The sequence below is a fragment of the Kitasatospora sp. NPDC048662 genome, from assembly GCF_055587065.1.
The window spans coordinates 287,011-313,015 of record NZ_JBVJHA010000008.1 but is presented as its reverse complement, the minus strand read 5'-3'; the positions used below and the strand labels follow the sequence as shown (position 1 = coordinate 313,015).

General features: G+C 72.0%; 25 protein-coding genes. 10 read left to right on the top strand and 15 right to left on the bottom strand.

Annotated features, from left to right (window positions below; genetic code table 11):
• Positions 1–495: 495 nt before the first annotated feature.
• Positions 496–1,761, bottom strand: coding sequence for a tyrosine--tRNA ligase (tyrS, locus tag ACZ6R9_RS23335; protein WP_465540063.1), 1,266 nt, complete (start codon positions 1,759–1,761; stop codon positions 496–498).
• A 220-nt stretch (positions 1,762–1,981) separates the two neighbouring features.
• On the opposite strand from tyrS, the gene ACZ6R9_RS23330 reads away from it, so the two are divergent.
• Positions 1,982–2,491 (top strand): HNH endonuclease, encoded by a 510-nt coding sequence (locus tag ACZ6R9_RS23330; protein ID WP_465540062.1) that lies wholly within the window; start codon positions 1,982–1,984, stop codon positions 2,489–2,491.
• 72 nt (positions 2,492–2,563) lie between these two features.
• Here the strand turns inward: ACZ6R9_RS23330 and ACZ6R9_RS23325 are convergent, their stop codons facing one another.
• The 6 genes from ACZ6R9_RS23325 to ACZ6R9_RS23300 all read right to left on the bottom strand — a co-directional run bounded on the left by ACZ6R9_RS23325 (position 2,564) and on the right by ACZ6R9_RS23300 (position 8,284).
• Complete coding sequence (locus tag ACZ6R9_RS23325) at positions 2,564–4,528, bottom strand: outer membrane protein assembly factor BamB family protein (protein WP_465540060.1); 1,965 nt, start codon at positions 4,526–4,528, stop codon at positions 2,564–2,566.
• Between the two features lie 123 nt (positions 4,529–4,651).
• Positions 4,652–4,948, bottom strand: coding sequence for a 4a-hydroxytetrahydrobiopterin dehydratase (locus tag ACZ6R9_RS23320; RefSeq protein WP_380486166.1), 297 nt, complete (start codon positions 4,946–4,948; stop codon positions 4,652–4,654).
• A 55-nt stretch (positions 4,949–5,003) separates the two neighbouring features.
• Complete coding sequence (locus tag ACZ6R9_RS23315; RefSeq protein WP_380486164.1) at positions 5,004–5,771, bottom strand: sulfite exporter TauE/SafE family protein; 768 nt, start codon at positions 5,769–5,771, stop codon at positions 5,004–5,006.
• A gap of 150 nt (positions 5,772–5,921) precedes the next feature.
• A complete protein-coding gene (locus ACZ6R9_RS23310) occupies positions 5,922–6,947 on the bottom strand; it encodes an SPFH domain-containing protein (RefSeq protein WP_380486162.1) in 1,026 nt (341 codons plus the stop codon).
• Between the two features lie 10 nt (positions 6,948–6,957).
• Positions 6,958–7,371 carry an NfeD family protein gene (locus ACZ6R9_RS23305; RefSeq protein WP_380486176.1) on the bottom strand — a complete coding sequence of 138 codons (414 nt, stop codon included), beginning with the start codon at positions 7,369–7,371 and terminating at the stop codon, positions 6,958–6,960.
• A gap of 121 nt (positions 7,372–7,492) precedes the next feature.
• Positions 7,493–8,284: an ABC transporter ATP-binding protein gene (locus ACZ6R9_RS23300; RefSeq protein ID WP_380486160.1), complete on the bottom strand. Its 792-nt coding sequence runs from the start codon at positions 8,282–8,284 to the stop codon at positions 7,493–7,495.
• Between the two features lie 132 nt (positions 8,285–8,416).
• Here ACZ6R9_RS23300 and ACZ6R9_RS23295 point away from each other — a divergent pair, with 132 nt between their 5' ends.
• On the top strand, positions 8,417–9,220 hold the full coding sequence (locus ACZ6R9_RS23295; RefSeq protein WP_380486158.1) for a hypothetical protein: 804 nt from the start codon (positions 8,417–8,419) through the stop codon (positions 9,218–9,220).
• A gap of 51 nt (positions 9,221–9,271) precedes the next feature.
• Here ACZ6R9_RS23295 and ACZ6R9_RS23290 read toward each other — a convergent pair whose 3' ends face one another.
• The 3 genes from ACZ6R9_RS23290 to ACZ6R9_RS23280 form a co-directional block, all read right to left on the bottom strand.
• Positions 9,272–9,916: a response regulator gene (locus ACZ6R9_RS23290; RefSeq protein ID WP_465540057.1), complete on the bottom strand. Its 645-nt coding sequence runs from the start codon at positions 9,914–9,916 to the stop codon at positions 9,272–9,274.
• Positions 9,909–11,048, bottom strand: a complete 1,140-nt coding sequence (locus tag ACZ6R9_RS23285) for a GAF domain-containing sensor histidine kinase (RefSeq protein WP_380486155.1) — start codon at positions 11,046–11,048, stop codon at positions 9,909–9,911. The genes ACZ6R9_RS23290 and ACZ6R9_RS23285 overlap by 8 nt, the downstream gene beginning before the upstream one ends.
• 106 nt (positions 11,049–11,154) lie before the next feature.
• Positions 11,155–14,016: an FHA domain-containing protein gene (locus ACZ6R9_RS23280; RefSeq protein ID WP_465540054.1), complete on the bottom strand. Its 2,862-nt coding sequence runs from the start codon at positions 14,014–14,016 to the stop codon at positions 11,155–11,157.
• A gap of 167 nt (positions 14,017–14,183) precedes the next feature.
• Here ACZ6R9_RS23280 and serB point away from each other — a divergent pair, with 167 nt between their 5' ends.
• The gene (serB, locus tag ACZ6R9_RS23275; RefSeq protein ID WP_380486151.1) at positions 14,184–15,446 is read left to right on the top strand and encodes a phosphoserine phosphatase SerB; all 1,263 of its coding nucleotides are present in this window, start codon (positions 14,184–14,186) and stop codon (positions 15,444–15,446) included.
• Between the two features lie 59 nt (positions 15,447–15,505).
• Here the strand turns inward: serB and ACZ6R9_RS23270 are convergent, their stop codons facing one another.
• From ACZ6R9_RS23270 to ACZ6R9_RS23260, 3 genes are all read right to left on the bottom strand, one after another.
• Positions 15,506–16,033 (bottom strand): SixA phosphatase family protein, encoded by a 528-nt coding sequence (locus ACZ6R9_RS23270; protein ID WP_380486149.1) that lies wholly within the window; start codon positions 16,031–16,033, stop codon positions 15,506–15,508.
• A 111-nt stretch (positions 16,034–16,144) separates the two neighbouring features.
• Positions 16,145–16,267 (bottom strand): SGM_5486 family transporter-associated protein, encoded by a 123-nt coding sequence (locus ACZ6R9_RS23265; protein ID WP_380486147.1) that lies wholly within the window; start codon positions 16,265–16,267, stop codon positions 16,145–16,147.
• A gap of 10 nt (positions 16,268–16,277) precedes the next feature.
• Complete coding sequence (locus ACZ6R9_RS23260; RefSeq protein ID WP_380486145.1) at positions 16,278–17,564, bottom strand: CynX/NimT family MFS transporter; 1,287 nt, start codon at positions 17,562–17,564, stop codon at positions 16,278–16,280.
• 77 nt (positions 17,565–17,641) lie between these two features.
• Here ACZ6R9_RS23260 and ACZ6R9_RS23255 point away from each other — a divergent pair, with 77 nt between their 5' ends.
• Positions 17,642–18,307 (top strand): FadR/GntR family transcriptional regulator, encoded by a 666-nt coding sequence (locus tag ACZ6R9_RS23255; protein ID WP_380486143.1) that lies wholly within the window; start codon positions 17,642–17,644, stop codon positions 18,305–18,307.
• Between the two features lie 244 nt (positions 18,308–18,551).
• Here the strand turns inward: ACZ6R9_RS23255 and fabI are convergent, their stop codons facing one another.
• A complete protein-coding gene (fabI, locus tag ACZ6R9_RS23250; protein ID WP_465540051.1) occupies positions 18,552–19,319 on the bottom strand; it encodes an enoyl-ACP reductase FabI in 768 nt (255 codons plus the stop codon).
• Positions 19,320–19,321: 2 nt separating this feature from the next.
• On the bottom strand, positions 19,322–20,041 hold the full coding sequence (gene fabG, locus ACZ6R9_RS23245; protein ID WP_380486138.1) for a 3-oxoacyl-[acyl-carrier-protein] reductase: 720 nt from the start codon (positions 20,039–20,041) through the stop codon (positions 19,322–19,324).
• Between the two features lie 248 nt (positions 20,042–20,289).
• Between fabG and ACZ6R9_RS23240 the strand changes: the two genes are divergently transcribed.
• From ACZ6R9_RS23240 to ACZ6R9_RS23215, 6 genes are all read left to right on the top strand, one after another.
• A complete protein-coding gene (locus tag ACZ6R9_RS23240) occupies positions 20,290–21,420 on the top strand; it encodes an MBL fold metallo-hydrolase (protein ID WP_465540049.1) in 1,131 nt (376 codons plus the stop codon).
• 137 nt (positions 21,421–21,557) lie between these two features.
• Complete coding sequence (locus tag ACZ6R9_RS23235; RefSeq protein ID WP_465540048.1) at positions 21,558–23,084, top strand: TldD/PmbA family protein; 1,527 nt, start codon at positions 21,558–21,560, stop codon at positions 23,082–23,084.
• Positions 23,084–24,478 carry a metallopeptidase TldD-related protein gene (locus ACZ6R9_RS23230; RefSeq protein WP_465540046.1) on the top strand — a complete coding sequence of 465 codons (1,395 nt, stop codon included), beginning with the start codon at positions 23,084–23,086 and terminating at the stop codon, positions 24,476–24,478. The genes ACZ6R9_RS23235 and ACZ6R9_RS23230 overlap by 1 nt, the downstream gene beginning before the upstream one ends.
• A 29-nt stretch (positions 24,479–24,507) precedes the next feature.
• Positions 24,508–25,056 carry an RNA 2'-phosphotransferase gene (locus ACZ6R9_RS23225; protein ID WP_465540044.1) on the top strand — a complete coding sequence of 183 codons (549 nt, stop codon included), beginning with the start codon at positions 24,508–24,510 and terminating at the stop codon, positions 25,054–25,056.
• Positions 25,057–25,146: 90 nt separating this feature from the next.
• Positions 25,147–25,518, top strand: coding sequence for a DUF3099 domain-containing protein (locus ACZ6R9_RS23220; RefSeq protein ID WP_465540042.1), 372 nt, complete (start codon positions 25,147–25,149; stop codon positions 25,516–25,518).
• A gap of 225 nt (positions 25,519–25,743) precedes the next feature.
• Positions 25,744–25,986, top strand: coding sequence for a hypothetical protein (locus ACZ6R9_RS23215; protein ID WP_380486126.1), 243 nt, complete (start codon positions 25,744–25,746; stop codon positions 25,984–25,986).
• Positions 25,987–26,005 lie beyond the last annotated feature (19 nt).

Here is a 26,005-nt window from a genome sequence, read left to right as displayed (position 1 = left end):
CGGCTGGCCGGGGATGTCAACATATCTGGCGTTGACTTTTGGCACGCTGTTGAGTTCTCAAGGAACGGACACTTCCTTCGAGCCGCATTCCTGCGGGCTCTCCGGGCGCTTCGTTCTTTCGTGTTTCCAGCTTATCAGATGTTTTCCGCTCCGTTTTCCGGAGTTTCATTCGATCCGATTCGCTTTTGCCTTTCGGCGCTCCCGAACTCTAGCAGAGTTATTCGGTCCGCATTTCCACCCGAAGTTTCGAATGGACGCGCGACGAGTCGCTCAGCGAGGGTTTGGGGGCCGCCTCCCGGTCACGTCCGGTTCAGGCGACTCGGACTACGTTAGGTCACTAGGACGGCCGAGTCAAACATCGAGGGGCCGGATCTGGCTGGATCCGGCCCCTCGATCTCTGTGTCACAGGTCAACTGCGCTCTGTTTCAAGCCACTCGGCAGCCGACAAGAGCCGTCGAAAGCCGCCGGAGCCCGTCAGCACCCGCCGCGGAGCGGTCAGGTGCCGGCCAGTTCGACCGCGGCCAGGTTGCGCTTTCCGCGGCGGAGGACCAGCCAGCGGCCGTGCAGCAGGTCGTCGGTGGTGGCGACGGCCTCCTCGTCGGTGACCTTGGCGTTGTTGAGGTAGGCGCCGCCTTCCTTGATGGTGCGGCGGGCGCCGGAGCGGCTGGGGGCCAGGCCGGATTCGACCAGGAGGTCGACGAGCTGGCCGAGTTCGGTGACGGTGGCCTTGGGGACCTCGGCGAGGGCGGCGGCCAGCGTGGCGGGTTCGAGGTCGGCGAGGTCGCCCTGGCCGAACAGGGCCTTGGAGGCGGCGACGGCGCGCTCGTACTGCTCGGCGCCGTGGACGAGGGTGGTGAGTTCCTCGGCGAGGGCGCGCTGGGCGAGGCGGGCGGCGGGGCGCTCGGTGGTGTCGCGTTCCAGCTGCTCGATCTCCTCGCGGGAGCGGAAGGAGAAGATGCGCAGGAACTTGGCGATGTCCCGGTCGTCCGCGTTCAGCCAGAACTGGTAGAAGGCGTAGGGGGTGGTGAGTTCGGGGTCGAGCCAGACGGTGCCGGACTCGGTCTTGCCGAACTTGGTGCCGTCGGCCTTGGTGATCAGCGGGGTGGCGAGGGCGTGCACGGAGCGGCTCTCGGCCTTGCGGATCAGGTCGGTGCCGGCGGTGAGGTTGCCCCACTGGTCGCTGCCGCCGGTCTGCAGGGTGCAGCCGTAGCGGCGGTTGAGCTCCAGGTAGTCCATGCCCTGCAGGATCTGGTAGCTGAACTCGGTGTAGCTGATGCCCGCGTCGGAGTTGAGGCGGCGGGCCACCGCCTCCTTGGCGATCATGTTGTTGACCCGGAAGTACTTGCCGACGTCGCGCAGCAGGCTGATCGCCGACATGCCGGACGTCCAGTCCAGGTTGTTGACCATGCGCGCGGCGTACTCGCCCTCGAAGTCGAGGAAGCGGGAGATCTGGCCGCGCAGGCGCTCGACCCAGCCGGCCACCGTCTCGGGGTCGTTGAGGACGCGCTCGGCGGTGGGCTTGGGGTCGCCGATCAGGCCGGTGGCTCCGCCGACCAGGCCGAGCGGGAGGTTTCCGGCCTGCTGGATGCGGCGCATGGTCAGGATCTGGACCAGGTTGCCGAGGTGCAGGCTGGGCGCGGTCGGGTCGAAGCCGCAATAGAACGTGACCGGGCCGTCCGCGAACGCCTTGCGCAGTGCGTCCTCGTCAGTGGACAGGGCGATCAGCCCGCGCCACTGGAGCTCGTCGACGATGTCGGTCACGGTCCCGCGTCTCCTTCGGTCGTGGGTCCGGCGCGGTCATGCGGCCCGGTGGGCTGCGCGCCTGGACAGTTCCAGCGGGGTAGAGCCTACGCGGTCGTGACACGGGGGTTCGGGGACAGGTCGGTGGGCGGGACGGAAATTCCGTTGTTCGAGACGGGGCGGGCCTTCACAGTGGTGCCACCGCCGACCCGGCGGCCGCGAGCACCGGAGGTGGCCCGTCATGCGCAACACCCTTGTCCTGAACGCGAGCTACGAACCGCTGAGCACGGTGCCGCTGCGCCGTGCGGTGGTGCTGGTCCTGCAGGACAAGGCGGTGGTCGAGCAGGCACATCCGCTGCGGGTGGTGCGCGGATCGGGGGTTCAGGTGCCGGTGCCGCGGGTGATCAGACTGACCAGATACGTGCGGGTGCCGTTCCGACAACAGGCTCCGTGGTCGCGGCGGGGTGTGCTGGCACGGGACCAGCACCGGTGCGCGTACTGCGGGCGGCGGGCCACCACGGTGGACCACCTGGTGCCCCGGTCGCGCGGCGGTGCGGACAGCTGGCTGAACACCGTGGCGGCCTGCGCGGAGGACAACCAGCTCAAGGCGGACCGGACGCCGGAGCAGGCCGGGATGCGGCTGCTGCGGCGGCCGTTCGAACCGACGCCGGAGGCGACGTTGATGCTCGCGCTCGGGCTGCGGGCGGGTGAGCTCGGAGAGCTGGCCGCCTGGCTGCCTGCGGGCGCGTGAAAGGCCGACGGGCCCGACCTGATCAGGGGACAGGTCGGGCCCGTCGTCGTACGGGCGAAAGCCGGCAGCGGGTCAGCCCTTGCTGGTGAAGCCGGTGGCGATGCCGAAGTTGGCGGCGTGCTCGGGGACGGCGACCACGTGCCCGGTGGTGGTGAACACCCGGCCGGCGGAGAGCAGCGAGCCGGTGCCCTGCGGGAAGGCGCCGCCCTGGGTCTCCTGGCCGCCGGCCACCGCGAAGCGGCTGAGGTGCGCGGGCTGGTCGGCGCGTTCGTCCACGGCGACCAGTAGGCCGCTGTTGTCGACGCCGGCGGGGTGCGCCTTGCCCTTCTCGGCGATGGGGGTACGCCACTGCGGCTTGCCGGTGCCCAGGTCGTAGGCGGTGATCGCGGTGGGGTTGCCGCCGCCGTCGGGGACGACCGCGGCGAACATGGTGCTGCCCTGGAAGTGGACGCCGGGGACGGCGGCGAAGCTGCCACGGGCGACGTCCAGGCGGCCGCCGCCCTCGACGGCGAGCGGGATCTCGACGCCGGGGTCGCCGTTGGCGCCCCAGGCGAAGACCCGGTCGTCGGCGGGCTGGTTGCCGGTGGTGAGGACGACGGCGGGCTCGGCGGAGAGCACCGTGACGGTCGTGGGCTGGTTGTTGATGCCGCGCCAGTACTTGACCTTGCCGTCGGAGACGTTCAGCGCGACGGCCTGGTCGCCGGGGGTGGAGTCGGCGCAGCGGCTGTGCAGCAGGACGGTGGTGGGGCCGGAGCTGCCGGAGAGGGTGCAGAACTTGCCCTGGCCGGTGTACTGCCAGGCTTCGGCGCCGTCGTTGGCGGCCCAGGCGGCGGCCTTGTCGTAGCCGACCGCGATCACCTTGTCGTCGGTGACGGCGACGTGGGCGGCGTACTTCTCCTTTGCGTCGGACAGGGTCTTGGACCAGGTGATCTTTCCGGTCTTGGTGTCCACGGCGGCAGCGGTGCTGCACGGGCTCTTCGGGTCGGCGGCGGGTCGGTAGACCACGGCGCCGATGCCGCCGGAGTTGACGCTCGGGGACAGTCCGCAGGGGACGGCGCCGTCGGCGGGCGGGGCGACCGTCCAGCCGGGCTTGCCGTCGGCGAGGTTGTAGGCGTGCACGCCGGTGGCGTCGGCGCGGACCACGGTGTCGGCGAGCAGCCAGCTGCCGACCAGGGTGTCGTCGGCGCCCTGGCCCCCGGCGGCGGCCGGGTCGGCGGTCCAGGCCTTGGTGTGGGCGACCGCGATGTTCTGGGTGGTGCCCTGCTTGCCCTTGTCGGCGGTGGAGTCGCCGCTGTCGCTGTCGGAGGTGGCCAGCACGGCCGCGGTGGCCAGTACGGCGAGCGCGGCGACACCGGCGCCTATCCGGATGGCGAGGCCGCGCTTGCTGGGCGCACCGGGGCCGGAGGTGACGGCGGCGCGGGCCCGGGAGACCAGTCCGCCGGCCGGCTGCTCGGTGTCCGGGTCGGCGTCATCGGCGGTACGGGCGACGGGAGTTGACCTGCCGTCGGCGCCGGGCGCGAACGGGTCGGCGGCGCTGGTCTGCGGGTAGTCGCTGCTGGTGACCGGGCTGGACTCGGCCGCGGGCTGCTCGAACGCGTTCGGCGTCGCCGTCTCCGGCTGCGCGAACGGGTCGGCCTGGGCGTAGAGCTGCTGGGCGGCCTGGTCGGCGTACGGGTCGGTCTGCTGGTAGCCGCCGAAGTCCTGCTGCTGGCCGGTGTAGAGCTGCTGCTGACCGTAGGTCTGCTGGTCGACCCAGCCCTCCGGGTAGCCCGGCTGCTGGCCGTAGGCCTGGGCGTAGTCCTGCGGCTGGTGGCCCTGGTCGGGCCGGCCGTAGAGCTGCTGCTGGGCAGCCGGGTCCAGGTGTCCCCCGGGCTGCGGGTAGCCGCCGTAGGCCTGCGGCTGCTCGGTGTAGGCCGGCTGCTCGCCGTGGACGGGCTGCTGTCCGTACTCCTGCTGCTCGCCGTAGGACGGCTGAGGCTGGGGGTACCAGGGCTGCTGCTGGTCGTACCCGGGGGTCGTGGAGGGTTCCTGAGCCATGCGTTCCGTCCGTCCCGACTGCGGTCTGGCAAGCAGACAGCATCTCACGCCCGGCAGGCGGGTTTTGGCCAGGGCTTTGCCCGGGGCCGGGAGGACGGAATGGACGGCGGGGTGGACGGTGGGTCAGGAGGTGGTGTCGAGGGCCTGGTCGATCAGGTGGGCGAGGGTGAAGTCGAGGCCGGTCAGGCCGCCGGCGCTGTGGGTGCTGAGGACGAAGGTGAGGGTGCGCCAGCGGATGTCGATGTCGGGGTGGTGGTCGAGGGCTTCGGCCTGTTCGGCGACGGCGTCCACGACCTTGATCGCGGTGGGGAAGCTCGCGGTCTCGGCGGTGCGGGTGAGGGCCTCGCCGGTGCGGGTCCAGTGCGGAAGGTCGGCGAGGGCGGCGGTGATCTGGTCCTCGCTGAGGCGGGTGCGGCTCATGGGCGAATCTCCGTCCGGGTGGTGCGGCGGCTGTCGGGCCGAGCCTAGGGGGCGGTCAGAGGAACAGCAGCTTGGTGACGGCCGCGAGTCCGACCAGGACGATCAGGGTGCGCAGCGCGATCGGCGGGAGGCGGCGGCCGAGCTTGGCGCCGAGCAGGCCGCCGAGGGTGGAGCCGACGGCGATCAGGGCGGCGGCGGTCCAGTCGACGGTGGAGGTGAGGACGAAGAAGATCGCGGCGACGCCGTTGACGATCAGCGCGAGGACGTTCTTGATGCCGTTGATGGTCTGCAGGGTGTCGGGGAGCAGCATGCCCATCAGGGCGAGCAGCAGGACGCCCTGGGCGGCGCCGAAGTAGCCGCCGTAGACGCCGGTGAGGGCGATCAGCAGGAGCAGCAGCGGTCCGCCGTCGGTGGCGGGTGGCAGGGTGCCGGCGGCGCGGCGGGCGGCCATCGCGCGGGCGACCCGGGGTTGCAGGACGACCAGGACCAGGGCGGTGAGGATGAGGGCCGGGACGATGGCGTCGAAGGCCTTGCCGGGGAGCACGATCAGCAGGGCTGCGCCGATGAGTCCGCCGGTCAGCGAGGCGGTGCCGTAGCGGAGCAGGCGGCGGCCCTGGCCGGCGAGTTCGGCGCGGTAGCCGATGGCGCCGGCCAGCGAGCCGGGGGCCAGGCCGAGGGTGTTGGTGACGTTGGCGGTGACGGGGGGCAGGCCGAGGGCGAGCAGGACGGGGAAGGTGATCAGGGTGCCGGAGCCGACGATGGCGTTGATGGTGCCGGCGGCGGTTCCGGCGAGCAGGACGGCGAGCGCCTCCCACAGTGTCATCTGCTTTCCCCTCGTTGGCTGCTGTCGGGCCGGTTGATCATGCCGGAGGGGCGGGGCCCGGGGCCAGGGGGCGTCCGGAATTCGAAACGGCCCCAACATGCGTGCAGGCCCCGCCCGTTGATTCGGGCGGGGCCTGCGGAACGCGGGTGACTACTCGTCGAACTTCGGGTACTCGCGGGTGGGCTCGACCCGCGGGCGAAGGGTCTTGTCGGTGTCCACCGGGCGCGGGGCGTTGGCGGGGTCGACCGGGACGCGGGCGGCGGGCGGGGTGACGGCGGTGGCCTCGGGGGCCCCCTTGCCGCCGCCGGTCGCGCCCTGGAAGGCGCCGCCGAGGCCCTTGAGCGCGTCGCCGACCTCGCTGGGGATGATCCACAGCTTGTTGGCGTCGCCCTTGGCGAGCTCCGGCAGGGTCTGCAGGTACTGGTAGGCGAGCAGCTTCTGGTCGGCGTCGCCCTCGTGGATGGCCTCGAAGACCGTCCGGATCGCGGCGGCCTCACCGTCGGCCTTCAGCACCGCGGCCTGGGCCTCGCCTTCGGCCTGCAGGACGGCGGCCTGCTTCTCACCCTCGGCGCGCAGGATCTGGGCCTGCCGGGCGCCTTCGGCGGTGAGGATGGCGGCGCGCTTGTCGCGGTCGGCGCGCATCTGCTTCTCCATCGAGTCCTGGATGGAGGTCGGCGGCTCGATCGCCTTGAGCTCGACCCGGTTGACCCGGATGCCCCAGCGGCCGGTGGCCTCGTCGAGGACGCCGCGCAGACCGGCGTTGATGACCTCGCGGGAGGTCAGCGTGGACTCCAGGTCCATGGAGCCGATGATGTTGCGCAGCGTGGTGACGGTGAGCTGCTCGATGGCCTGGATGTAGCTGGCCACCTCGTAGGTCGCGGCCCGCGGGTCGGTCACCTGGTAGTAGATGACGGTGTCGATGTTGACGACCAGGTTGTCCGAGGTGATGACCGGCTGCGGCGGGAACGGAACGACCTGTTCACGCAGGTCGATCCGGTTGCGGATGGTGTCGATGAACGGCACCACGATGTTCAGGCCGGCGCTGAGGGTGCGGGTGTAACGGCCGAAGCGCTCCACGATCGCGGCGCTGGCCTGCGGAATCACCTGGATCGTCTTGATCAGGGCGATGAAGGCCACCACGACCAGGACGATCAGCACGATGAGGACGGGTTCCAACGCTTCTCCCCTAGACGACCAGGGCGGTCGCGCCCTGGATTTCGACGACGTCGACCTGCTGGCCGGGCTCGAACACCGAGCCCGGGTGGAGCGCCCGGGCGGACCAGATCTCGCCGTTGAGCTTGATCCGGCCGCCCTCCCCTCCATCGACGGTTTCCTGTACCACTGCGGTGGCGCCGGTCAGCGCCTCCACGCCCGTGCGGTAGCCCGGGCTCTGCTTCAGCTGGCGGTAGGCGATCGGGCGTACGAACACCAGGAGCGCCGCCGACACTCCGACGAACACCAGGAACTGCGGGACCACGCCGCCGCCCAGGCCGGCCGTCAGGGCGGCCGCGCCGGCGCCGACCGCGAACATGGCGAATTCGGGCATCGCGGTCACCACCAGCGGAATGCCCAGGCCCACTGCGAGCAGTAGCCACCAGATCCAGCCGTCCACGCGTCCATCCTAGGGAAGTTCGAGCTCTTCAGGCGTAGCTTCCCGCAGCTGGAGGTGCGGAAACCGGCCAGGTGTGCGACCGGTTCCCGGCAGGTACCGGATCCGGCCGTCAGCCGAGCGGCAGGCCCTGCGCGGTCCAGCGGTCGCCGCGCTGCTCCAGGGTCAGCGGCAGGCCGAAGCAGTGCGAGAGGTTGCGGGCATTGAGGGTGGTCCCGATCGGGCCGGCCGTCATGATCTTGCCTTGACGGATCATCAGCACGTGGGTCATGCCGGGGACGATCTCCTCCACGTGGTGGGTGACCATCACCATGGACGGCGCGAACTCGTCCTGGGCGAGCGCGGCAAGACGGCGCACCAGGTCCTCGCGGCCGCCGAGGTCGAGGCCGGCGGCGGGCTCGTCCAGCAGCAGCAGTTCGGGGTCGGTCATCAGGGCGCGGGCGATCAGGGTGCGCTTGCGCTCGCCCTCGGAGAGGGTGCCGAACTTGCGGTCGGTGAAGCCGGCCATGCCGAGCCGGTCGAGCAGCGCCAGGGCGCGGGCCTCGTCGGGCTGTTCGTAGGTCTCCTTGCCGTGCACGGTCAGACCCCAGGCGGCGGTCAGCACCGTCTCCAGCACGGTCTGGTTGCCCGGCAGCTTGTCGAACATGGCGGCGCTGGCCAGGCCGATCCGGGCACGCTGCTCGAACACGTCGATCTGGTCGAGCTTCTCGCCGAGCACGACGGCCTGGCCCGAGCTCGGGAACAGGTAGGCACCGGCGATCTGGAGCAGCGTCGTCTTGCCCGCGCCGTTCGGACCGAGCACCACCCAGCGCTCGCCCTCCCTGACCGTCCAGGACACGTGATCGACGAGCGCGCGCCCCTCCCGGACCACGGAAACGTCCACCAGCTCCAGCACGTCGCTCATGCCTACGCCTTCCCCAAATGCAAGAATCCGGCCGTCCGTGGAACCTGCGCGAAGGTCCTCGGGGTGCGGTCCAACCTGTGTCAGGCCAAACCTACGCCACCCGCCCCGCCCGGTTGTCCGTAGGCTGGTCCGATGCTCGCGACTCCAGCCGACAATCCGTACCAAGAGCCTCGTTCGGGGCGACTCACCGCGTGGGGCAACGCGCTGCTGGCCGGCGCCTGCTCCCCCGACGACGCCGCCACCGCCGTCCAGGGCGAGGACGACGCCCACCGGGTGACCGGCCTGCCCGGCGAGCAGCCGGACTCGCTGCACGGCCTCACCTGGGCGCTGGGGAAACTGCGTGTGCTCGGCGCGAAGGGTCTGCGGCTGGCGCTCCCGGCGGCCGGGCACCCGCTGGGGCTGACCGGGCCGCCGGCCTTCAACGCGCTGGCGATGGGCGCCGGCGAGGCCGTCCTCGCGGTGGGCGTCCCGTACGGGTTGGTGCCGGAGGTCGAGGTGTACGGCCCCGAGGGCGACCAGGGCGTGCGGGTGCTGTGGCAGTGCCTGCCGGTCAACGACGCGCTGCCCGCCGACGTGCCTTCGCTGGACGAGGCGGAACGGGAGCTCGCGGACGGCCTGCGGCAGGCCACCGCCATGCTGACCCGGCTGGACGTCGCCGGGGCCGGCCCGCAGACGCTGCGCGCCCTGGAGGGCTTCCGCCGCCGCGGCCACCGCGAGCTGCTCGCCCCCGGCTACCCGCAGCGCGCGGTGCGGGTACTGGAGTCGGCCCGGCAGGTGTCGGCGCTGCTGGGGATCGCCGCGGGCGGCCACGGCGCGGCGGTCTCCGCCTCGGAGATGACGGCCCGCCGGGAGATCCTCGCCCCGCTGGACCGCACCGCCCGGCGGGCCCAGGTCGCCGCGTACAACGCGATCGTGGACGAGCAGCAGCGCGGCTGAGCAGCGGCCTCGCGGCCCGGGCTCCGTGGGCGGTCGGCGGCGCCCGGGCCGTCAGGCCTGGTTGCGGACCGCCCACAGCGCGGCCTGGGTGCGGTCCGCGACGTCGAGTTTCATCAGGATGTTGCTCACGTGCGTCTTCACCGTCTTCTCCGACAGGTGCAGTGCGCGCGCGATCTCCCGGTTGGAGCGGCCGTCGGCAAGGTGCGAGAGCACCTCGCGCTCGCGGTCGGTGAGGCTGCCGCCGCGGCCCTGCGGGGGCGCGGGGACGTCCTCGGCGAGCAGGGCGGCGGCGAGTTCGGGCTGGAGCAGGACGTGGCCGGCGTGCACCGAGCGGATCGCCCCGGCCAGTGCCTCCGGGTCGACGTCCTTGTACACGTAGCCGGCCGCGCCGGCCCGCAGGGCGGGGACCATGGTGCGGTGCTCGGTGAAGCTGGTGACGATCAGCACCTTGGCGGGGTCGTCCTGTTCGCGCAGCAGCCGAAGTGCCTCGATGCCGTCCACCCGGGGCATCTTGAGGTCCATCAGCACCACGTCGGGGGCGAGCGCGCGGGCCTGCTCGACGGCTTCCGCGCCGTCGGCGGCCTCGCCGACCACCTCGATGTCGTCCTGCACCTCCAGGAAGGTGCGCAGGCCGCGCCGGACCACCTGGTGGTCGTCCACCAGCAGCACGCGGATCGGTGACGCGGTGTCAGGCACCGGGGACCTCCAGTTCGACCAGGGTGCCCCGGCCCGGGGCGGAATCCAGGGACAGTCGGCCGCCGACCGCGGCGGCCCGGTCGCGCATCGACACCAGGCCCAGGTGGCGGCCGGCCCGGCGGACCGATTCGGGGTCGAAGCCCCGGCCGTCGTCGGCGACGGTCAGCCGGACGCCGCGACCGGGGGTGCCGGTGAGGGTGACGGTGACGGTCTTCGCCTGGGCGTGCCGCAGCGCGTTGTGCAGCGCCTCCTGGGCGACCCGGAGCACCGCCGCCTCTTGGCCGGCGGGCAGGGCGCGCACGCCGGTCGCGGTGAACTGCACGGTGGCGCTGTGCGCCCGGTCGAGCACCTGGGTCTGCGAGGCGAGGGTGGCGACCAGGCCGTCCTCCTCCAGTGCGGCGGGGCGCAGTTCGACCACCACGGCGCGCAGTTCGTCGGCGGCCTCGGCGGCCAGCCGGGCGACCTCGGCGAGGTTGTCGCGGGCCCGGGCGGGGTCGCGGTCGACGAGTTTGGCGGCGGCCCGGGCGGTGAGGCGCAGCGAGAAGAGTTTCTGCGAGACGGCGTCGTGCAGGTCGTGGGCGATCCTGGCGCGTTCGCCGGACAGCGTGAGTTCGCGGCTGCGTTCGTAGAGCCGGGCGTTGCCGAGGGCGAGCGCGGCGTGGGCGACCAGGATCCGCAGCAGGGCCTCGTCGTGCTCGGTGAAGCCGCCGGGCTTGTTGGCCAGGAACAGGGCGCCGGCGATCTCGTCCTCGTCCATGATCGGCATGCCGAGGAAGTCCGTCATGTCGGGGTGGACGTCCGGCCAGCCGCCGAACGCGGGCGCGGTGCGGACGTCCTTCAGCCGGGTGGGTTCGCGGTCGTGCAGCATCGAGGCGAGCACGCCGTGCTGGCGGGGCAGCGGGCCGATCGCCCGCCACTGCTCGTCGCTGACGCCGTCGACCACGAACTGTGCGAACCCGCCGTGGTCGTCGGGCAGGCCGAGGGCGGCGTACTCGGCGCCCAGCAGGGTGCGCGCGGAGGCGGTGATCCGGCGCAGCACCTCACGCACTTCGAGCGGTCGGCTCATCGCCAGTACGGCCGCACTGACCGCCTCGATCCCCTTCAGCGAGGGGTCGCACCCGGGACTGTCCATGCCGCCACGCTACCGCCGCGATCATGGCCTTCGCCTCGGGCGGCGGACCTACGTCGAAGGGCCGGGGAAGCGTGCTTCCCCGGCCCTGTGCGAGTCGTCCGAGCGATCAGCCCTTCTGCATGACCTCGGGCTCGTGGCGCTTCTGGAAGCGCTGGATGGCGAAGGCCAGGCCGACCGAGATGAGGATCATGACGGTCCAGTTGAGGAACATGATCCCGGCGGAGTGGTCCCAGAGCTTGTCGATCGGGGCGGTCTCCGGGGGCTTGGCCACGACCACGGGTGAGATGTGGGCGAGGTCGAGGGTGTTGCCGCTGGCGGCGACGCCCCAGCGGGCGGGCATCAGCCAGCCGAGCTGCTCCAGGCCGGGCTTGTCGAACAGCTGGAAGATCGCGCCGGTGAAGACCATCTGGACGATGGCGAACATGACCAGCAGCGGCATGGTCTTCTCGGCGGTCTTGACCAGGGAGGAGATCGCCAGGCCGACCATCATCGAGGTGAAGCTGAGCAGGATCACGCCGATGGACATCTCGACCGCGGGCAGGTGCTTGAAGATCAGGCCCTCGGCGGGGAGCTTGCGGACCTTGAAGGCGATCGCGGAGATGATGCCGCCCTGCAGGAAGCTGATCGCGCCGAGCACGATGAACTTCGAGGCCAGGTACGCGGACCGGGACAGGCCGGTGGCGCGTTCCCGTTCGTAGATCGCGCGCTCCTTGATGAGTTCGCGGACCGAGTTCGCCGAGCCGGACAGGCAGGCGGAGAACGCGACGACCATCAGGATCAGCCGGGCGACGTCGTTGCGGCCGGCCGCGTTGTTGCAGGGTGCCAGGCCGCACTTGTCGGGGATCACCGCGGACACCGCGCCGAGTACCAGCGGCAGGATCAGCGACAGCGCGATGAAGCCCTTGTCGGAGGCGATCACCGCCAGGTAGCGGCGGATCAGCGTCCACAGCTGGGAGCCCCAGCTCTGTGCCTTGGGCGGGCGCAGCTGGGTGAGCGCGTTGGGCTGGGCCTGGGTGACGGCGGCGTCCACGTTGGCCGAGTACTTCTGGTGGTGCACCGAGTTGCGGTAGCGGCCGGCCCAGTCGTGGTCGGGGTAGTTCTCGAAGGCCTGGAAGACGTCGGCCCAGGTCTCGTAGCCGAAGAAGTGCAGGGCCTCCGCGGGCGGGCCGAAGTAGGCCACCGAGCCGCCGGGCGCCATCACCAACAGGCGGTCGCAGAGCGCGAGTTCGGCCACCGAGTGGGTGACCACCAGGACGGTGCGGCCGTCGTCGGCGAGGCCGCGCAGGGTCTGCATGACCTCGCGGTCCATGCCCGGGTCGAGGCCGGAGGTGGGCTCGTCCAGGAAGATCAGCGAGGGCTTGGTGAGCAGTTCCAGCGCCACCGAGACGCGCTTCTGCTGGCCACCGGAGAGTGCGGTGATCCGGTTGTCGGCGCGCTTGTCGAGGCGCAGCTCGTACAGCACCTCGTCGATCCGGCGGTCGCGCTCGGCGGCCTCGGTGTCGCCGGGGAAGCGCAGCCGGGCCGCGTACTTGAGGGCGGTGCGGACGGTGAGTTCCTTGTGCAGGATCTCGGACTGCGGCACCAGGCCGATCCGGGAGCGCAGTTCGGCGAACTGCCGGTACAGGTTGCGGCCGTCGTACAGCACGTCGCCGCGGTCGGCGGGCCGGTAGCCGGTGAGGGCGCGCAGCAGGGTGGACTTGCCGGAGCCGGACGGGCCGATCACCGCGACCAGGGACTTCTCCGGGACGGAGAACGACACGTCGCCGAGCAGGGTCTTCTTGCCGCCCTTGAAGTCGACCTCGACGGTCAGATGGTGGGCGGAGAAGGTGACGGCGCCGTTGTCGACGAACTCCTGGAGCTGGTCGCCGACCAGTACGAAGGAGGAGTGGCCGACGGTCAGCCGGTCCTGCGGGCCCATCAGCTGGCGGCGGGTCGGCTGGCCGTTCAGGAAGATCCCGTTGTGGCTGCCGAGGTCGACGATCTCCCAGCGGCCGTCCGGCAGTTGGCGCAGTTCGGCGTGGTGCCGGGAGACCTGGAGGTCGGAGACCACGATGTCGTTGTCCAGGGCGCGGCCGATCCGGATGGTCCGCCCGCCGCTCAGGCTGCGGACCATGGTCGGGCTGCCGAGCCCGCCGGCGGGCCCGGGCTGCTGCGGGGCCACCGGGTGCTGCGGCACGGGCGGCTGCGGCTGCGGCTGCTGGAACTGCTGCTGTGCGGGCTGCTGTTGGTGCGGGAACGGCGGCTGCGGGACGGGCGCGGCGGCGCCGCCCTGCTGCTGCGGGAAGCCCTGCTGGGGGAAGCCCTGCTGGTGGGGGGCCTGCGGCGGCGGGAAGCCCTGTTGCTGGTGAGGGGCCTGCTGCTGGGGGAAGCCCTGCTGCGGCGGCGGGAAGCTCTGCTGCTGCGGGAAGCCGGGCCGCGGCGTGGGGGCGTCCCAGCCCTGCGGGATCGGCTGCTCGACCGACGGCGGCCAGTGGCCGGGCCGGGCGGCCGGGCCGGGGCCCACCGGCGGCTGGCCCACCGGCGGCTGCTGGTACGGCTGCTGCTGGTAGGACGGCTGCGGGCCGGGGGCCCGGCTGGTGACGGCCTCGTGCAGCGGCCCGCCCTGCGCGGGTGCGGCCGGCGCGGGTGCGGCGGCGGGCGCGGTGAAGGCCAGCCGGGGGCCGTTCTGCCCGTTGCCGAGGTGCACCACGGTGCCGGGGTGGACGCCGGTCTGCTGGACCCGGGCGCCGGCCACGAAGGTGCCGTTGGTGGAGCCGTGGTCGGTGAACTGCCAGGCCGTACCGTCGAAGCTGATGGTGGCGTGCCGCCAGGAGACCCTGGCGTCGTCGAACGGGAAGTCCGACGCCGGGTCACGGCCGATGGTGTAGGCGCGGCCGGGTTCGAGTACCCGCTGCCGGCCGTCGATTTCAAGTACGAGTTGCGGCAACTCTCCGCCCGCCCCGCTCTCCGGTCCCCCAGGATGTTGCATCTGACGGGGGGAATCATTCCAGCCGGGTCCGTCTGTCCGAAACCCGGTACACGGTTCTGTGACCGCCCGGCTACCGCTCGCGGACCTGGTGGAGTGTCCGCCGGGCGTCCCACGACCCGGACGCGGGCGGCTCGCGCGGGGACGCTCCGGGTAGCGTGGGGGGCACCATGAACGCAACAGATCCGGCCGCTCAGGCCCTTTCCGCCGCGCCGCCCGTGCACACCGACAACGAGCGAACGCTGCTGGTCAAGGTGTTCGGCAAGGACCGCCCCGGCATCACCGCGGGCCTGTTCACCCAGCTCGCCGGATTCGGGGTCGAGGTGATCGACATCGAGCAGGTGGTCACCCGTGGCCGGATAACGCTGTGCGCGCTGGTCACTCCCCCGCCCGCGCCGGGCGCCGAGGGTGCCCTGCGGGTGACGGTGCACCGCTGGGCGGAGGAGCACCGGCTGCAGGCCGAGATCATCTCCGGCACCGGCGACAACCGTCCGCGCCGGGAGGGCCGTTCGCACGTCACGGTGCTCGGCCACCCGCTGACCGCGGCCGCGGTGGCGGCGCTGTCGGCCCGGGTCTCGGAGGCCGGCGGCAACATCGACCGGGTGTTCCGCCTGGCCAAGTACCCGGTGACGGCGGTGGAGCTGACCATCTCCGGCGTCCCCACCGAGGAGCTGCGGGCGGTGCTGGCGGCGGAGGCCGCCGTGCAGCGGGTGGACATCGCGGTGGTCCGCTCGGGCCTGCACCGGCGGGCCAAGCGCCTGGTGGTGATGGACGTCGACTCCACGCTGATCCAGGACGAGGTGATCGAGCTGTTCGCCGCCCACGCGGGCTGCGAGGCGCAGGTCGCCGAGGTGACGGCGCAGGCGATGCGCGGCGAGCTGGACTTCGCCGAGTCGCTGCGCGCCCGGGTGGCGCTGCTGGCCGGCCTGGACGCGGCGGTCACCGAGAAGGTCCGCTCGGAGGTCCGGCTCACCCCGGGCGCCCGGACCCTGATCCGCACCCTGAAGCGGCTCGGCTACCAGGTGGCGATCGTCTCCGGCGGCTTCACCCAGGTCACCGAGCACCTGGTGGAGCGCCTGGGCCTGGACTTCGCGGCCGCCAACACCCTGGAGGTGGTGGACGGCAAGTTCACCGGCAGGGTGACCGGCGAGATCGTCGACCGGGCCGGCAAGGCCCGCTGGCTGGCCCGGTTCGCCGAGCAGGCCGGGGTGCCACTGGAGCAGACGGTGGCGATCGGCGACGGCGCCAACGACCTGGACATGCTGAACGCGGCGGGCCTGGGGGTGGCGTTCAACGCCAAGCCGGTGGTCCGCGAGCAGGCCGACACCGCCGTGAACGTGCCGTTCCTGGACACCGTGCTGTACCTGCTGGGCGTCACCCGCGAGGAGGTCGAGGCGGCCGACGAGCTGGACGGCACGCCCACCGGGGACTGACCGCGACGCGAAGAAGGGGCGGGATCCGACACCCGGATCCCGCCCCTTCTTCGCTGCCGTCAGTCCTGCGGCATGAAGTAGGACTCCAGCCGGGCCACGCCGGGCTCGACCAGCTTCCACGGGCCGCCGAAGCTGAGCACCGCCACCGCGGCGGGCGGGAAACCGTTCAGCCGCATCCGGTTGAGCGCCTCGGTGTCGCCCTCGTCGCCGGCCAGCACCTGGGTCAGGCCCAGCACGCCGGGGTTGTGGCCGACCAGCAGCAGGTCGCTGTGCTCGTCGGGGGTCTCCTGGATGACCTCGATCAGCTTGCCCGGCTGGGCCTCGTACACCCGGTCCTCGTAGACCGTCTTCCGGGGCCGCTTGGGCAGCTCGTGGGCGACCAGTTTCCAGGTCTCCCGGGTGCGCAGCGCGGTGGAGCACAGGACGTGGTCGGGGTTGACGCCGGAGTCGGCGAGCCAGCGGCCGGCCTCGGTGGCCTGGCCGCGCCCGCGGTCGGCCAGCGGGCGGTCGTGGTCGTCGACCTGGTTGGGCCAGTCGGCCCGGGCATGACGAAGAACGATGATCCTACGAGGAGTGTCGGCGCTCATACCCCTAGAGCTTCGCAGAAAACCGCCGCCCGGGCGCGGGGTCGGGGAAGCTGCCACCCCTGCGGGTGGCGGCTCCACCGGCCTGTCGCGGGACGGCGGCCGCAGCCCGGGTCAGCCCATGTTCTGCGCGACCGTCGCGATGATCGAGATCACCACCACGATCGCGGCGATCAGGCCGAGCATCTGCAGCAGCTTCTTCTGGCCGCCCTGGGGATTCGGTTCGAGAACTGGCATGTCGCCGAGCCTAACCGACCACCTCGTCCTCGATGTGACGGGCCCTGGCGGCGCGCAGACCGACCAGGATCTGCGGCACCAGCAGCAGCGCCAGCAGGCCCAGCGGCAGGTACCAGTCACCGGTGTGCTCGTAGAGCGCGCCCATCAGGATCGGGCCGGGGATGCAGATCAGGTAGCCCAGGCTCTGCGCGAACGCCGACAGCTGGGCCACCCCGCCCGGGGTGCGGGCGCGCAGGCCGAGCATGGTCAGCGCCAGCGGGAACGCGCACATCGACAGGCCGACCAGGATCGCCCACAGCCACGGCACCGTCCCGGCGGCCAGCATCAGCCCGAGATAGCCCGCGATGCCGCACAGGCCCAGCAGCAGCACGTACAGCCGCTGGTCACCGCCCCGGGCGGCCAGGTTCGGCAGCACGAACGAGACCGGCACGCTGACCGCCATCACCACCGCCAGCAGCACCCCCGCCGCGGACTCCGAGACGCCGGCGTCGTGGTAGATCTTCGGCAGGAAGCCCATCGCGCTGTACGCGCTGGTGGACTGCAGGCCGAAGAACGCGCCCAGCGCCCAGGCGGTGCGGCTGCGCAGGATCGGCAGCCGGACGGGGGCCGAGGCGGCCGGAGCAGCGGCCGCATTCCTGTCCCGGCGCAGGAACAGCACCGTCAGCCACAGCACCAGGGCCACCACGGCGGGCAGCGCCCAGAGGCCGAGACCCAGCCGCCAGGAGCCGCCGAGCGCGTCGGCCAGCGGGACGGTGGTGGCGGCGGCCAGCGAGGTGCCGACCGACAGGGCCATCGAGTACAGGCCGATCATCGGACCGACCCGGTCCGGGAAGTACCGCTTGATCACCACCGGCAGCAGCACGTTGGCCAGCGCCACTCCGGCCAGCGCCAGCGCGGTGAGCAGCAGGAACACCGCGGCGGAGCCGGTGAAGGAACGGGCCAGCACACCCGCCGCGATGGCGCCCATCGAGGCCGTCACCACGGTGATCGGGCCCAGCCGGCGGGACAGGCCGGGGGCGGCGAAGCCCAGCAGCGCGAAACACAGCGGCGGCACCGCGGCGAGCAGGCCGGCCAGCGTGGCACTCATCCCGAGGTCCTCACGGACCGGGTCGAGCAGTGCGCCGAGGCTGGTCACCACCGGACGCAGGTTGACCGCGGCGGCGGCCACACCGACGGCGAGCAGGACGGCGCCGGCATGACGGACCGCCGGGGACGGGCCGAGGGTGGCGGTGCTGGACGAAGGGGCTGGTCGGGGGCTCTCGGTCTCGGTCGCTGAGGGGTCTGCTGCGGTAGACATGGCGCAATCATAGAATCATGGGATGACTTAAGTCGCCCCGGTATCCTGATGACGTAAACCACAGAAGGAGCCCGACCTTGGCGCTGTCGACCACTCGCCGCACCCCACTCTCCGACCAGGTGATCGCCCAGCTCAGGGCCCAGATCACCTCCGGCGAATGGCCGGTGGGATCACGCATCCCCACCGAGGCGGAACTCGTCGACCAGCTCGGCGTCGCCCGCAACACCATCCGCGAAGCCGTCCGCGCCCTCGCCCACAACGGGCTGGTCGACATCCGGCAGGGCTCCGGCACCTACGTCCTCGCCACCAGCGAACTCGCCGGCGTGATGCACCGGCGCTTCGCCGACGCCGACCAGAACCAGGTCGCCGAACTGCGCGCCACCCTGGAAACCTCCGCCGCCGGCTTCGCCGCGACCCGGCGCACCGCGCGCGACCTCGAACTCCTCGACGCCGCCCTGGCCCGCCGCGACGCGGCCTGGCACGCCGGCGTCCCCGAGGACTTCATCCAGGCCGACGCCGCCTTCCACCATGCGGTGGTGGCCGCCGCCCACAACGACGTCCTCGCCGCGATCTACGCCGATCTCGGCGAGGTCCTGCTCGCCCACCTCCGCCACGATGTCGGCCCCGACCTGCTCCCCCACCGCTGGGTGCCGCACTCGGACATCATCGACGCGATCAGGTCCGGCGACGCCGAAAAGGCCGCCGAAGCGGCAGGCCGGGCGATTGGCCGATGCAAGACCTGAGGAAAGAACGGCGAGAGCCACAACAGGGGCCCGGGGGACGGCGAGAGCCACAACAGGGGCCCGGGGGGCACCTCCCAGCCCGCAAAGGCTGGGGGAGAACGGCGGGGCCGAGACTGCTGGTGATCAACGGGGCGCTGAAAGGTCCCGTCGTTTCGGGTCCCCTTCTTTGACCGGTAGCAGTCACGACCTACCGCTCTCCCCGACCACCAGCAGCTCGGCCTCGCAGTTCCCCGAGCCCCTGAAATCACGCGCCGATCGCGTGCAGCCCGCCGTCCACGTGGACAATCTCGCCGGTGGTCTTCGGGAACCAGTCGCTGAGCAGCGCGACCACGCCGCGGCCGGCCGGCTCCGGGTCGGTGAGGTCCCACTTGAGCGGGGAGCGGGAGTCCCAGGTGGCGGCGAGGTCCGGGAAGCCGGGGATCGACTTCGCGGCCATCGAGCCGATCGGGCCCGCCGAGATCAGGTTGCAGCGGATGTTGCGCTCGCCGAGGTAGCGGGCGAGGTAGCGGTTGGTGGACTCCAGGGCGGCCTTCGCCGGGCCCATCCAGTCGTACTGCGGCCAGGCGAACTGCGCGTCGAAGGTCAGGCCGACCACCGAGCCGCCGTCCTGCATGAGCGGGAGCAGCGCGGTGGTGAGGGACTTCAGCGAGTACGCGGAGACCTGCATGGCGGTGGCGACGGACTCCCAGGGGGTGTCCAGGAAGTTGCCGCCGAGCGCGTCCTGCGGGGCGAAGCCGATGGAGTGGACGATGCCGTCCAGGGTGGGCAGGTGCTCGCGGACCTGGTCGGCGATGCCGGCCAGCTGCTCGGTGCTGGAGACGTCGAGTTCCAGGACCTTGACCGGCTTGGGCAGCTTCTTGGCGATGCGCTCGGTGAGGCTGGGCCGGGGGAAGGCGGTGAGGATGATCTCGGCGCCCTGTTCCTGGGCGAGCTTCGCGGTGTGGAAGGCGATGGAGGACTCCATCAGCACGCCGGTGATCAGGATGCGCTTGCCTTCGAGAATTCCAGTCATGGTCAGTGACCCATGCCCAATCCGCCGTCGACGGGAATGACGGCTCCGGTGATGTACGCGGCCTCGTCCGAGGCCAGGAACCGCGCGGCCGAGGCGATCTCGGCGGGGGCGGCGTAGCGGCCCAGGGGGACGCCGGAGACGATCTCCTTGCGGCGCTCCTCGCTGAGCACGGCGGTCATGTCGGTGTCGACGAAGCCGGGCGCGATCACGTTGACGGTGATGTTGCGGGAGCCCAGTTCGCGGGCCAGCGAGCGGGCGAAGCCGACCAGGCCGGCCTTGGAGGCGGCGTAGTTGGCCTGGCCGGCGGAGCCGCTGAGGCCCACCACGGAGGAGATCAGCACCACGCGCCCCTTGCGGGCGCGCAGCATCTTGGCGGCGGCGCGCTTCACGACCCGGAAGGTGCCGGTGAGGTTGGTGTCCAGGACGGAGGTGAATTCGTCCTCGGACATGCGCAGCAGCAGGGTGTCCTTGGTGATGCCGGCGTTGGCGACCAGGACCTCGACCGGGCCGTGGGCGGCCTCGATCTCCTTGAAGGCGGCGTCGACCTGCTCGGTGTCGGTGATGTCGGCGCGCACCGCGAGGACGTCGTACTTGGCGAGTTCCGCCGGGACCTCGCCGTTGCGGCTGGTGATGGCGACCTTGTCGCCCGCCTCGGCGAAGCTCTGGGCGATGGCGAGGCCGATGCCCCGGTTACCTCCGGTGACCAGTACCGAGCGGCTCAACGGTCCACCTCTTCCCTACTCGATGTGCGCGTGCCGATCGCACGCGTAGCCATCTGTGACGCTATCGGTAGGGTGCGAGCTCGGGCGAAGCGGCCTTCGACAGGCCTTGCCGGGTGAGTTCTGTCGCATCCCGACAATTCGGGTGCGGGTCGGGCGCGGGGAACGCCAGGCCGTTGGCGGCCGTTGCCCCCGGAGGTGCTCCGGAGATTCCGGGCACCGGTTCGAGCGAGCCGATCGGAGCGGACGCGATGAGTGGTGCACTCCCTGGCCGGACGGGCCGCCGGGCGCTGGCGGCGGTGGCGGCACTGACGGTGGCGGGTGCGGCGGCGTGGGCGCTGCGGGAGCTGCCGGCCCAGTTCGGGCGCCGTCCCGATCCGCTGGACCCGCGGGTGCGGGTGTCCCCGCAGTACCAAAACGGGGTGTTCCACAACGCGCCCTCGCAGGTGTCGCCGGGTGCGCCCGGGCGTCCCGACGGGGCGACGCTGCGCCGGATGCTGTTCGAGAAGGACGGGCGGGTGCCGACCGGTCCGGTGCCGCTGGCGGTGCCGGAGCAGCCTGCCGCGGCGTCCCAGGAGGTGGCGGTGACGTGGTACGGCCACGCCTCGGCGCTGCTGGAGCTGGACGGCTGCCGGGTGCTGGTGGATCCGATGTGGTCGGACCGCTGTTCGCCGTCCGCGCGGGTGGGCCCGAAGCGGCTGCACCCGGTGCCGGTGGAGCTGGCGTCGCTGCCGCAGGTGGACGCGGTGCTGATCTCGCACGACCACTACGACCACCTGGACATGGCGACGGTGCGCCGCCTGGTGGAGCTCCAGTCGGCGCCGTTCGCGGTGCCGCTGGGTATCGGCGGGCACCTGCGCCGTTGGGGTGTGCCGGAGCACCGGATCATCGAGCTGGACTGGGACGAGACGTGCACGCTCGGCGAGTTGACGCTGACGCTGACCGCCGCGCACCACTTCTCCGGCCGGGGTTTCACCCGCAACCCCACGCTGTGGGGTTCGTGGGTGGTGGCCGGGCCGCGGCGGCGGGTGTTCTTCACCGGTGACTCCGGCTACTTCGAGGGTTTCGCCCGAATCGGCGAGCAGCACGGACCGTTCGATGCCGCGCTGATGGCGATCGGCGCGTACGACGACGCCTGGGCGGACATCCACCTGAGCCCGGAGGACGCGGTCCGGGCGCATCTGGAATTGCGCGGCGGCCTGCTGCTGCCGGTGCACTGGTGCACGTTCAACCTGGCGCCGCACCGCTGGGCGGAGCCGGTGGAGCGGCTGTTGGCGGAGGCGAAGGCGCAGGGGGTGCCGCTGGCGGTGCCGCGTCCGGGGCAGCGGGTGGAGGTGGCCGATCCGCCGGAGCTGGACGGCTGGTGGGAGGCGCTGTGCTGACCGGAAACTGACTGGGCGTCAGGACGGTTCGGCGAATATTTGCTGGCAGAACGCCCTGCGGCCGAGGATGATGCGAGCGGGTGCGCCCTCGACCCGGGGGCGGCCCGCCGCACCCGACCCTCGACCCAGGGAGCCCGATGCCCCCCTCCGCGATGGACCCTCAGTTCCTCTCGTACCCGTTGCGCCCACTGGCGGACGCGGCCCTGTCCCGGGCCCGGCAGCTGGGCGTCTCGCACGCCGATTTCCGGCTGGAGCGGGTCCGTTCGGCGTCCTGGCGGCTGCGTGACGCCCGGCCGTCCGGATCGTCGGACACCGTGCAACTGGGCTTCGCCGTCCGGGTCCTGCTGGACGGCGCCTGGGGCTTCGCCGCGGGCGTGGATCTGACGCCCGCCTCGGCGGCGACGGTTGCCGAGCAGGCGGTGGCGGTGGCCCGGCTGGCGGGCGGGATCAGCCGCGCGGCGGGCTCGGGCGAGCGGGTGGAGCTGGCCCCGGAGCCGGTGTACCCGGACGCGGCGTGGGTCTCCGCCTACGAGGTGAACCCGTTCGACGTGCCGGACGCGGAGAAGACCGGCCTGCTGGCCGAGTGGTCCTCCCGGCTGCTGGCGGCCGACGGTGTCTCGCACGTGTCGGCGACGGTGCTGACGGTGCAGGAGAACAAGTTCTACGCGGACACCGCGGGCACCGTGACGACCCAGCAGCGGGTGCGCCTGCACCCGTGGCTGGAGGCCACCAGCGTGGACGAGCGGACGGGCGCGTTCGACTCGATGCGCACCATCGCCCCGCCGGCCGGGCGCGGGTGGGAGTACCTGCGCGGCACGGGCTGGGACTGGGACGCCGAACTGGCCGAGCTGCCCGAGCTGTTGGCGCAGAAGATGGCCGCGCCGAGCGTCACCGCGGGCCGCTACGACCTGGTGATCGACCCGTCCAACCTGTGGCTGACCATCCACGAGTCGGTCGGCCACGCCACCGAGCTGGACCGCGCGCTGGGTTACGAGGCCGCCTACGCGGGCACCTCGTTCGCCACCTTCGACCGGCTCGGCAGTCTGAAGTACGGCTCCGAGCTGATGCACGTCACGGGCGACCGGACGGCCGAACACGGCCTGGCCAGCATCGGGTACGACGACGAGGGCGTGGCCACCCAGTCCTGGGACCTGATCCGCGACGGCGTCCTGGTCGGGTACCAACTCGACCGTCCGATGGCCAAGTTGAAGGGTTTCGAGCGTTCCAACGGCTGCGCCTTCGCGGACTCCCCGGCGCACGTGCCGGTGCAGCGGATGGCCAACGTCTCGCTCCAGCCCGCGGCCGACGGCCCGGACACCGCAGGCCTGATCTCCCAGGTGGAGAACGGCCTGTTCATCGTCGGCGACCGTTCGTGGTCGATCGACATGCAGCGCTACAACTTCCAGTTCACCGGGCAGCGCGCCTACGCCATCCGTAACGGCGAACTCGCCGGGCAGGTCAAGGACTTCGCCTACCAGGCCACCACCACCGACTTCTGGGGCTCGATGAGCGCCGTCGGCGGCCCGCAGACGTACGTGCTCGGCGGGGCCTTCAACTGCGGCAAGGCCCAGCCGGGCCAGGTCGCCGCGGTCAGCCACGGCTGCCCGTCCGCGCTGTTCCGTCAGGTCAACGTGCTCAACACCCAGCAGGAGGCGGGTCACTGATGTCCCTCACGCACCCCCACGAGCTGGTGGAACGCGCCCTCGAACTGTCCCGCGCCGACGGCTGCGTGGTGATCGCCGACGAGGAGTCCACCGCCAACCTGCGCTGGGCCGGCAACGCGCTGACCACCAACGGCGTCACCCGCGGCCGCCGGCTCACCGTGATCTCCACCGTGAACGGCGCGCAGGGCACCGCCGCCGGGGTGGTCGCCCAGGAGGCCGTCACGCTCGACGAGGTCGAGCAGCTGGTGCGCGCCTCCGAGGCCGCCGCCCGGGCCGCCGAACCCGCCGAGGACGCCCAGCCGCTGATCACCGCCCGGCCCGCCGACCCGCGCTTCACCGAGGCCCCGCAGGTCACCGACATCGGCGTGTTCGACGCGTTCGCGCCCGCCCTCGGCGAGGCCTTCGGCCGCGCCCGCGCCAATGGCGAGCTGCTGTACGGCTTCGCCCGGCACGAGATGGTCACCTCCTACCTGGGCAGCTCCACCGGCCTGCGGCTGCGCCACGACCAGCCCACCGGCACCGTCGAGCTGAACGCCAAGACCGCCGACCTGTCCGGCTCCGCCTGGGTGGGCGCCGCCACCCAGGACTTCACGGACGTCGACGTCACCACCCTGCACACCGACCTGACCCGCCGCCTCGGCTGGGGCCGCAAGCGGATCGACCTGCCGGCCGGCCGCTACGAGACCTTGCTGTCGCCGTCCGCCGTCGCCGACCTGCTGGTCTACCTGTCCTGGTCGTCCGGCGCACGGGACGCCGTCGAGGGCCGCTCCGTGTTCGCGAAGACCGGCGGAGGGACGCGAATCGGCGAGCAGCTCAGCCCGCTGCCGCTGACCCTGCGCTCCGACCCGGCCGAGCCCGGCATCCAGGCCGCCCCGTTCGTACTCACCCGGTCCTCCGGCGAGAACGACTCGGTGTTCGACAACGGCGCACCGCTGACCGCCACCGACTGGCTGCGCGACGGCAAGCTCGCCCACCTGCTGACCACCCGCCACTCCGCGGGCCTGGCCGGCCTGCCGCTCACCCCGCCGGTCGACAACCTGGTGCTGGAGACCTCCGCGCCCGACGCGCCGACGCTGGAAGAGATGGTCGCCCGCACCGAGCGCGGCCTGCTGCTCACCTGCCTCTGGTACATCCGCGAGGTCGACCCGGCCACCCTGCTGCTCACCGGCCTCACCCGGGACGGCGTCTACCTGATCGAGAACGGCGAAGTGGTCGGCGCGGTCAACAACTTCCGCTTCAACGAGTCCCCGGTCGACCTGCTCGGCCGGATCACCGAGGCGGGCCGCACCGAGCGCTGCCTGCCCCGGGAGTGGGGCGACTGGTTCACCCGGGCCGCGATGCCGCCGGTGCGCGTGCCCGACTTCAACATGAGCTCGGTCAGTCAGGCCTCCTGACCGGCCGACCGAACCCCTGGGGGATCCCGATGGACGAAAAGCACACCGTCAAAGCGTCGAAGATGCTCAGCCGCATCCTGCGACACGACCCGGGCGCCATCGGGGTCACCCTGGACGCGGCGGGCTGGGTGGAGATCGACACCCTGCTCGCCGCGCTCGCCCGGCACGGCCGACGGCTCAGCCGCGCCCAGCTGGACCACGTGGTCGCCACCAACAACAAACGCCGCTTCGCCTACTCCGAGGACGGCCGCTCCATCCGGGCCAGCCAGGGCCACACCGTCGAGATCGACCTCGGCCTGCCCGCCACCACGCCGCCCGAGGTGCTGTTCCACGGCACCGCCGAGCGCACCCTCCCGTACATCCTGGCCGAGGGCCTGCGTCCGATGGCCCGGCAGGACGTCCATCTCTCCGCCGACACCGAGACGGCCGTCAAGGTCGGCTCCCGGCACGGCCGCCCGGTGGTGCTGGAGGTGGACGCGGCGGCGATGGCCGCCGACGGCCACGAATTCCGGGTGTCTGCGAACGGTGTCTGGCTCACCGACGCCGTACCCGTCCAGTACCTGCGCCGCACCGGCTGACGCCGTACGGACCCCACGTGGGTCCGCCCGGCGTCAGCGGGGTTACCGTGGACGACCGTAGGGAGCCGGAACCGCGAGGATGGATGGACAATGCGCAAGAGCGCGGACGACGACCAGGTCTTCCGGATCACCGGTGCCCGCAGCAGCCTCACCGAGGACGTCCGGGGCCGACAGCGCCGGTACGTGATCTCCATGCTGATCCGCACCGTGTGCGTCCTGCTCGCCGTCATCCTGTGGGACGTGCAGCGCTGGCTCGCCTTCGCCGCACTGGCCGGCGGCGCGCTGCTGCCGTACTTCGCGGTGCTGATCGCCAACGCCGGCCGCGAGCGGGCACCCGGCCTTCCCTCGACCTTCGACTTCTCCCCGGACACCCCGCTGATGCTCGGCCCCGGCGGGACGGGCGGCGGCGGGGCGGCGGCGGCTGCCACCGCCAACGCCACCGAGAACCGGCCACAGGATTGAGAATCCCTCAATTCCGGTGTCCGATATGACCGTTCATGGGCCAGTATGACCGCCTGAAAGCTCAGACGATCCTCAAATTAATCACCGGACGGACGAGCTTCCGGGCCCATTGCCGTGCCATACTTCCTAAGCGCTCCGCATCCCCCGTCGGAGCGACAGACCGACGCCGGGCAGCTCCCCCCGTGGCTGCCCGGCGTCGTCATGCCCGGGCATAGGATCGGATCCATGGACACCGCGCACCCCCTCTTCGGCACCCCCACCGGCCCCGACGGCCCGGCCGGTCCCCCGAAGTGCTCCGCGAAGGGCTGCCGCGAGCACGCCACCTGGACCCTGCTGTGGAACAACCCCAAGCTCCACACCCCCGACCGCCGCAAGACCTGGCTCGCCTGCGACGAACACCGCGACTCCCTCAGCCAGTTCCTCGCCGTCCGGGGCTTCCTCAAGGACACCGAGCCCTTCTCCGCGTAACGGGGTGTCGACCTCCCCG

Bases quoted from the DNA above. Each gene is read 5' to 3' on its own strand.
- ACZ6R9_RS23215 (WP_380486126.1), top strand. From the start codon at position 25,744: ATGGACACCGCGCACCCCCTCTTCGGCACCCCCACCGGCCCCGACGGC.
- ACZ6R9_RS23330 (WP_465540062.1), top strand. From the start codon at position 1,982: ATGCGCAACACCCTTGTCCTGAACGCGAGCTACGAACCGCTGAGCACG.
- ACZ6R9_RS23240 (WP_465540049.1), top strand. From the start codon at position 20,290: ATGAGTGGTGCACTCCCTGGCCGGACGGGCCGCCGGGCGCTGGCGGCG.
- ACZ6R9_RS23320 (WP_380486166.1), bottom strand. From the start codon at position 4,948: ATGAGCCGCACCCGCCTCAGCGAGGACCAGATCACCGCCGCCCTCGCC.
- ACZ6R9_RS23295 (WP_380486158.1), top strand. From the start codon at position 8,417: ATGCTCGCGACTCCAGCCGACAATCCGTACCAAGAGCCTCGTTCGGGG.
- ACZ6R9_RS23265 (WP_380486147.1), bottom strand. From the start codon at position 16,267: ATGCCAGTTCTCGAACCGAATCCCCAGGGCGGCCAGAAGAAGCTGCTG.
- ACZ6R9_RS23220 (WP_465540042.1), top strand. From the start codon at position 25,147: ATGCGCAAGAGCGCGGACGACGACCAGGTCTTCCGGATCACCGGTGCC.
- ACZ6R9_RS23260 (WP_380486145.1), bottom strand. From the start codon at position 17,564: ATGTCTACCGCAGCAGACCCCTCAGCGACCGAGACCGAGAGCCCCCGA.
- serB (WP_380486151.1), top strand. From the start codon at position 14,184: ATGAACGCAACAGATCCGGCCGCTCAGGCCCTTTCCGCCGCGCCGCCC.
- ACZ6R9_RS23280 (WP_465540054.1), bottom strand. From the start codon at position 14,016: ATGCAACATCCTGGGGGACCGGAGAGCGGGGCGGGCGGAGAGTTGCCG.
- ACZ6R9_RS23235 (WP_465540048.1), top strand. From the start codon at position 21,558: ATGCCCCCCTCCGCGATGGACCCTCAGTTCCTCTCGTACCCGTTGCGC.
- ACZ6R9_RS23300 (WP_380486160.1), bottom strand. From the start codon at position 8,284: ATGAGCGACGTGCTGGAGCTGGTGGACGTTTCCGTGGTCCGGGAGGGG.
- ACZ6R9_RS23315 (WP_380486164.1), bottom strand. From the start codon at position 5,771: ATGACACTGTGGGAGGCGCTCGCCGTCCTGCTCGCCGGAACCGCCGCC.
- ACZ6R9_RS23325 (WP_465540060.1), bottom strand. From the start codon at position 4,528: ATGGCTCAGGAACCCTCCACGACCCCCGGGTACGACCAGCAGCAGCCC.
- ACZ6R9_RS23270 (WP_380486149.1), bottom strand. From the start codon at position 16,033: ATGAGCGCCGACACTCCTCGTAGGATCATCGTTCTTCGTCATGCCCGG.
- ACZ6R9_RS23285 (WP_380486155.1), bottom strand. From the start codon at position 11,048: ATGGACAGTCCCGGGTGCGACCCCTCGCTGAAGGGGATCGAGGCGGTC.
- ACZ6R9_RS23225 (WP_465540044.1), top strand. From the start codon at position 24,508: ATGGACGAAAAGCACACCGTCAAAGCGTCGAAGATGCTCAGCCGCATC.
- fabI (WP_465540051.1), bottom strand. From the start codon at position 19,319: ATGACTGGAATTCTCGAAGGCAAGCGCATCCTGATCACCGGCGTGCTG.
- ACZ6R9_RS23230 (WP_465540046.1), top strand. From the start codon at position 23,084: ATGTCCCTCACGCACCCCCACGAGCTGGTGGAACGCGCCCTCGAACTG.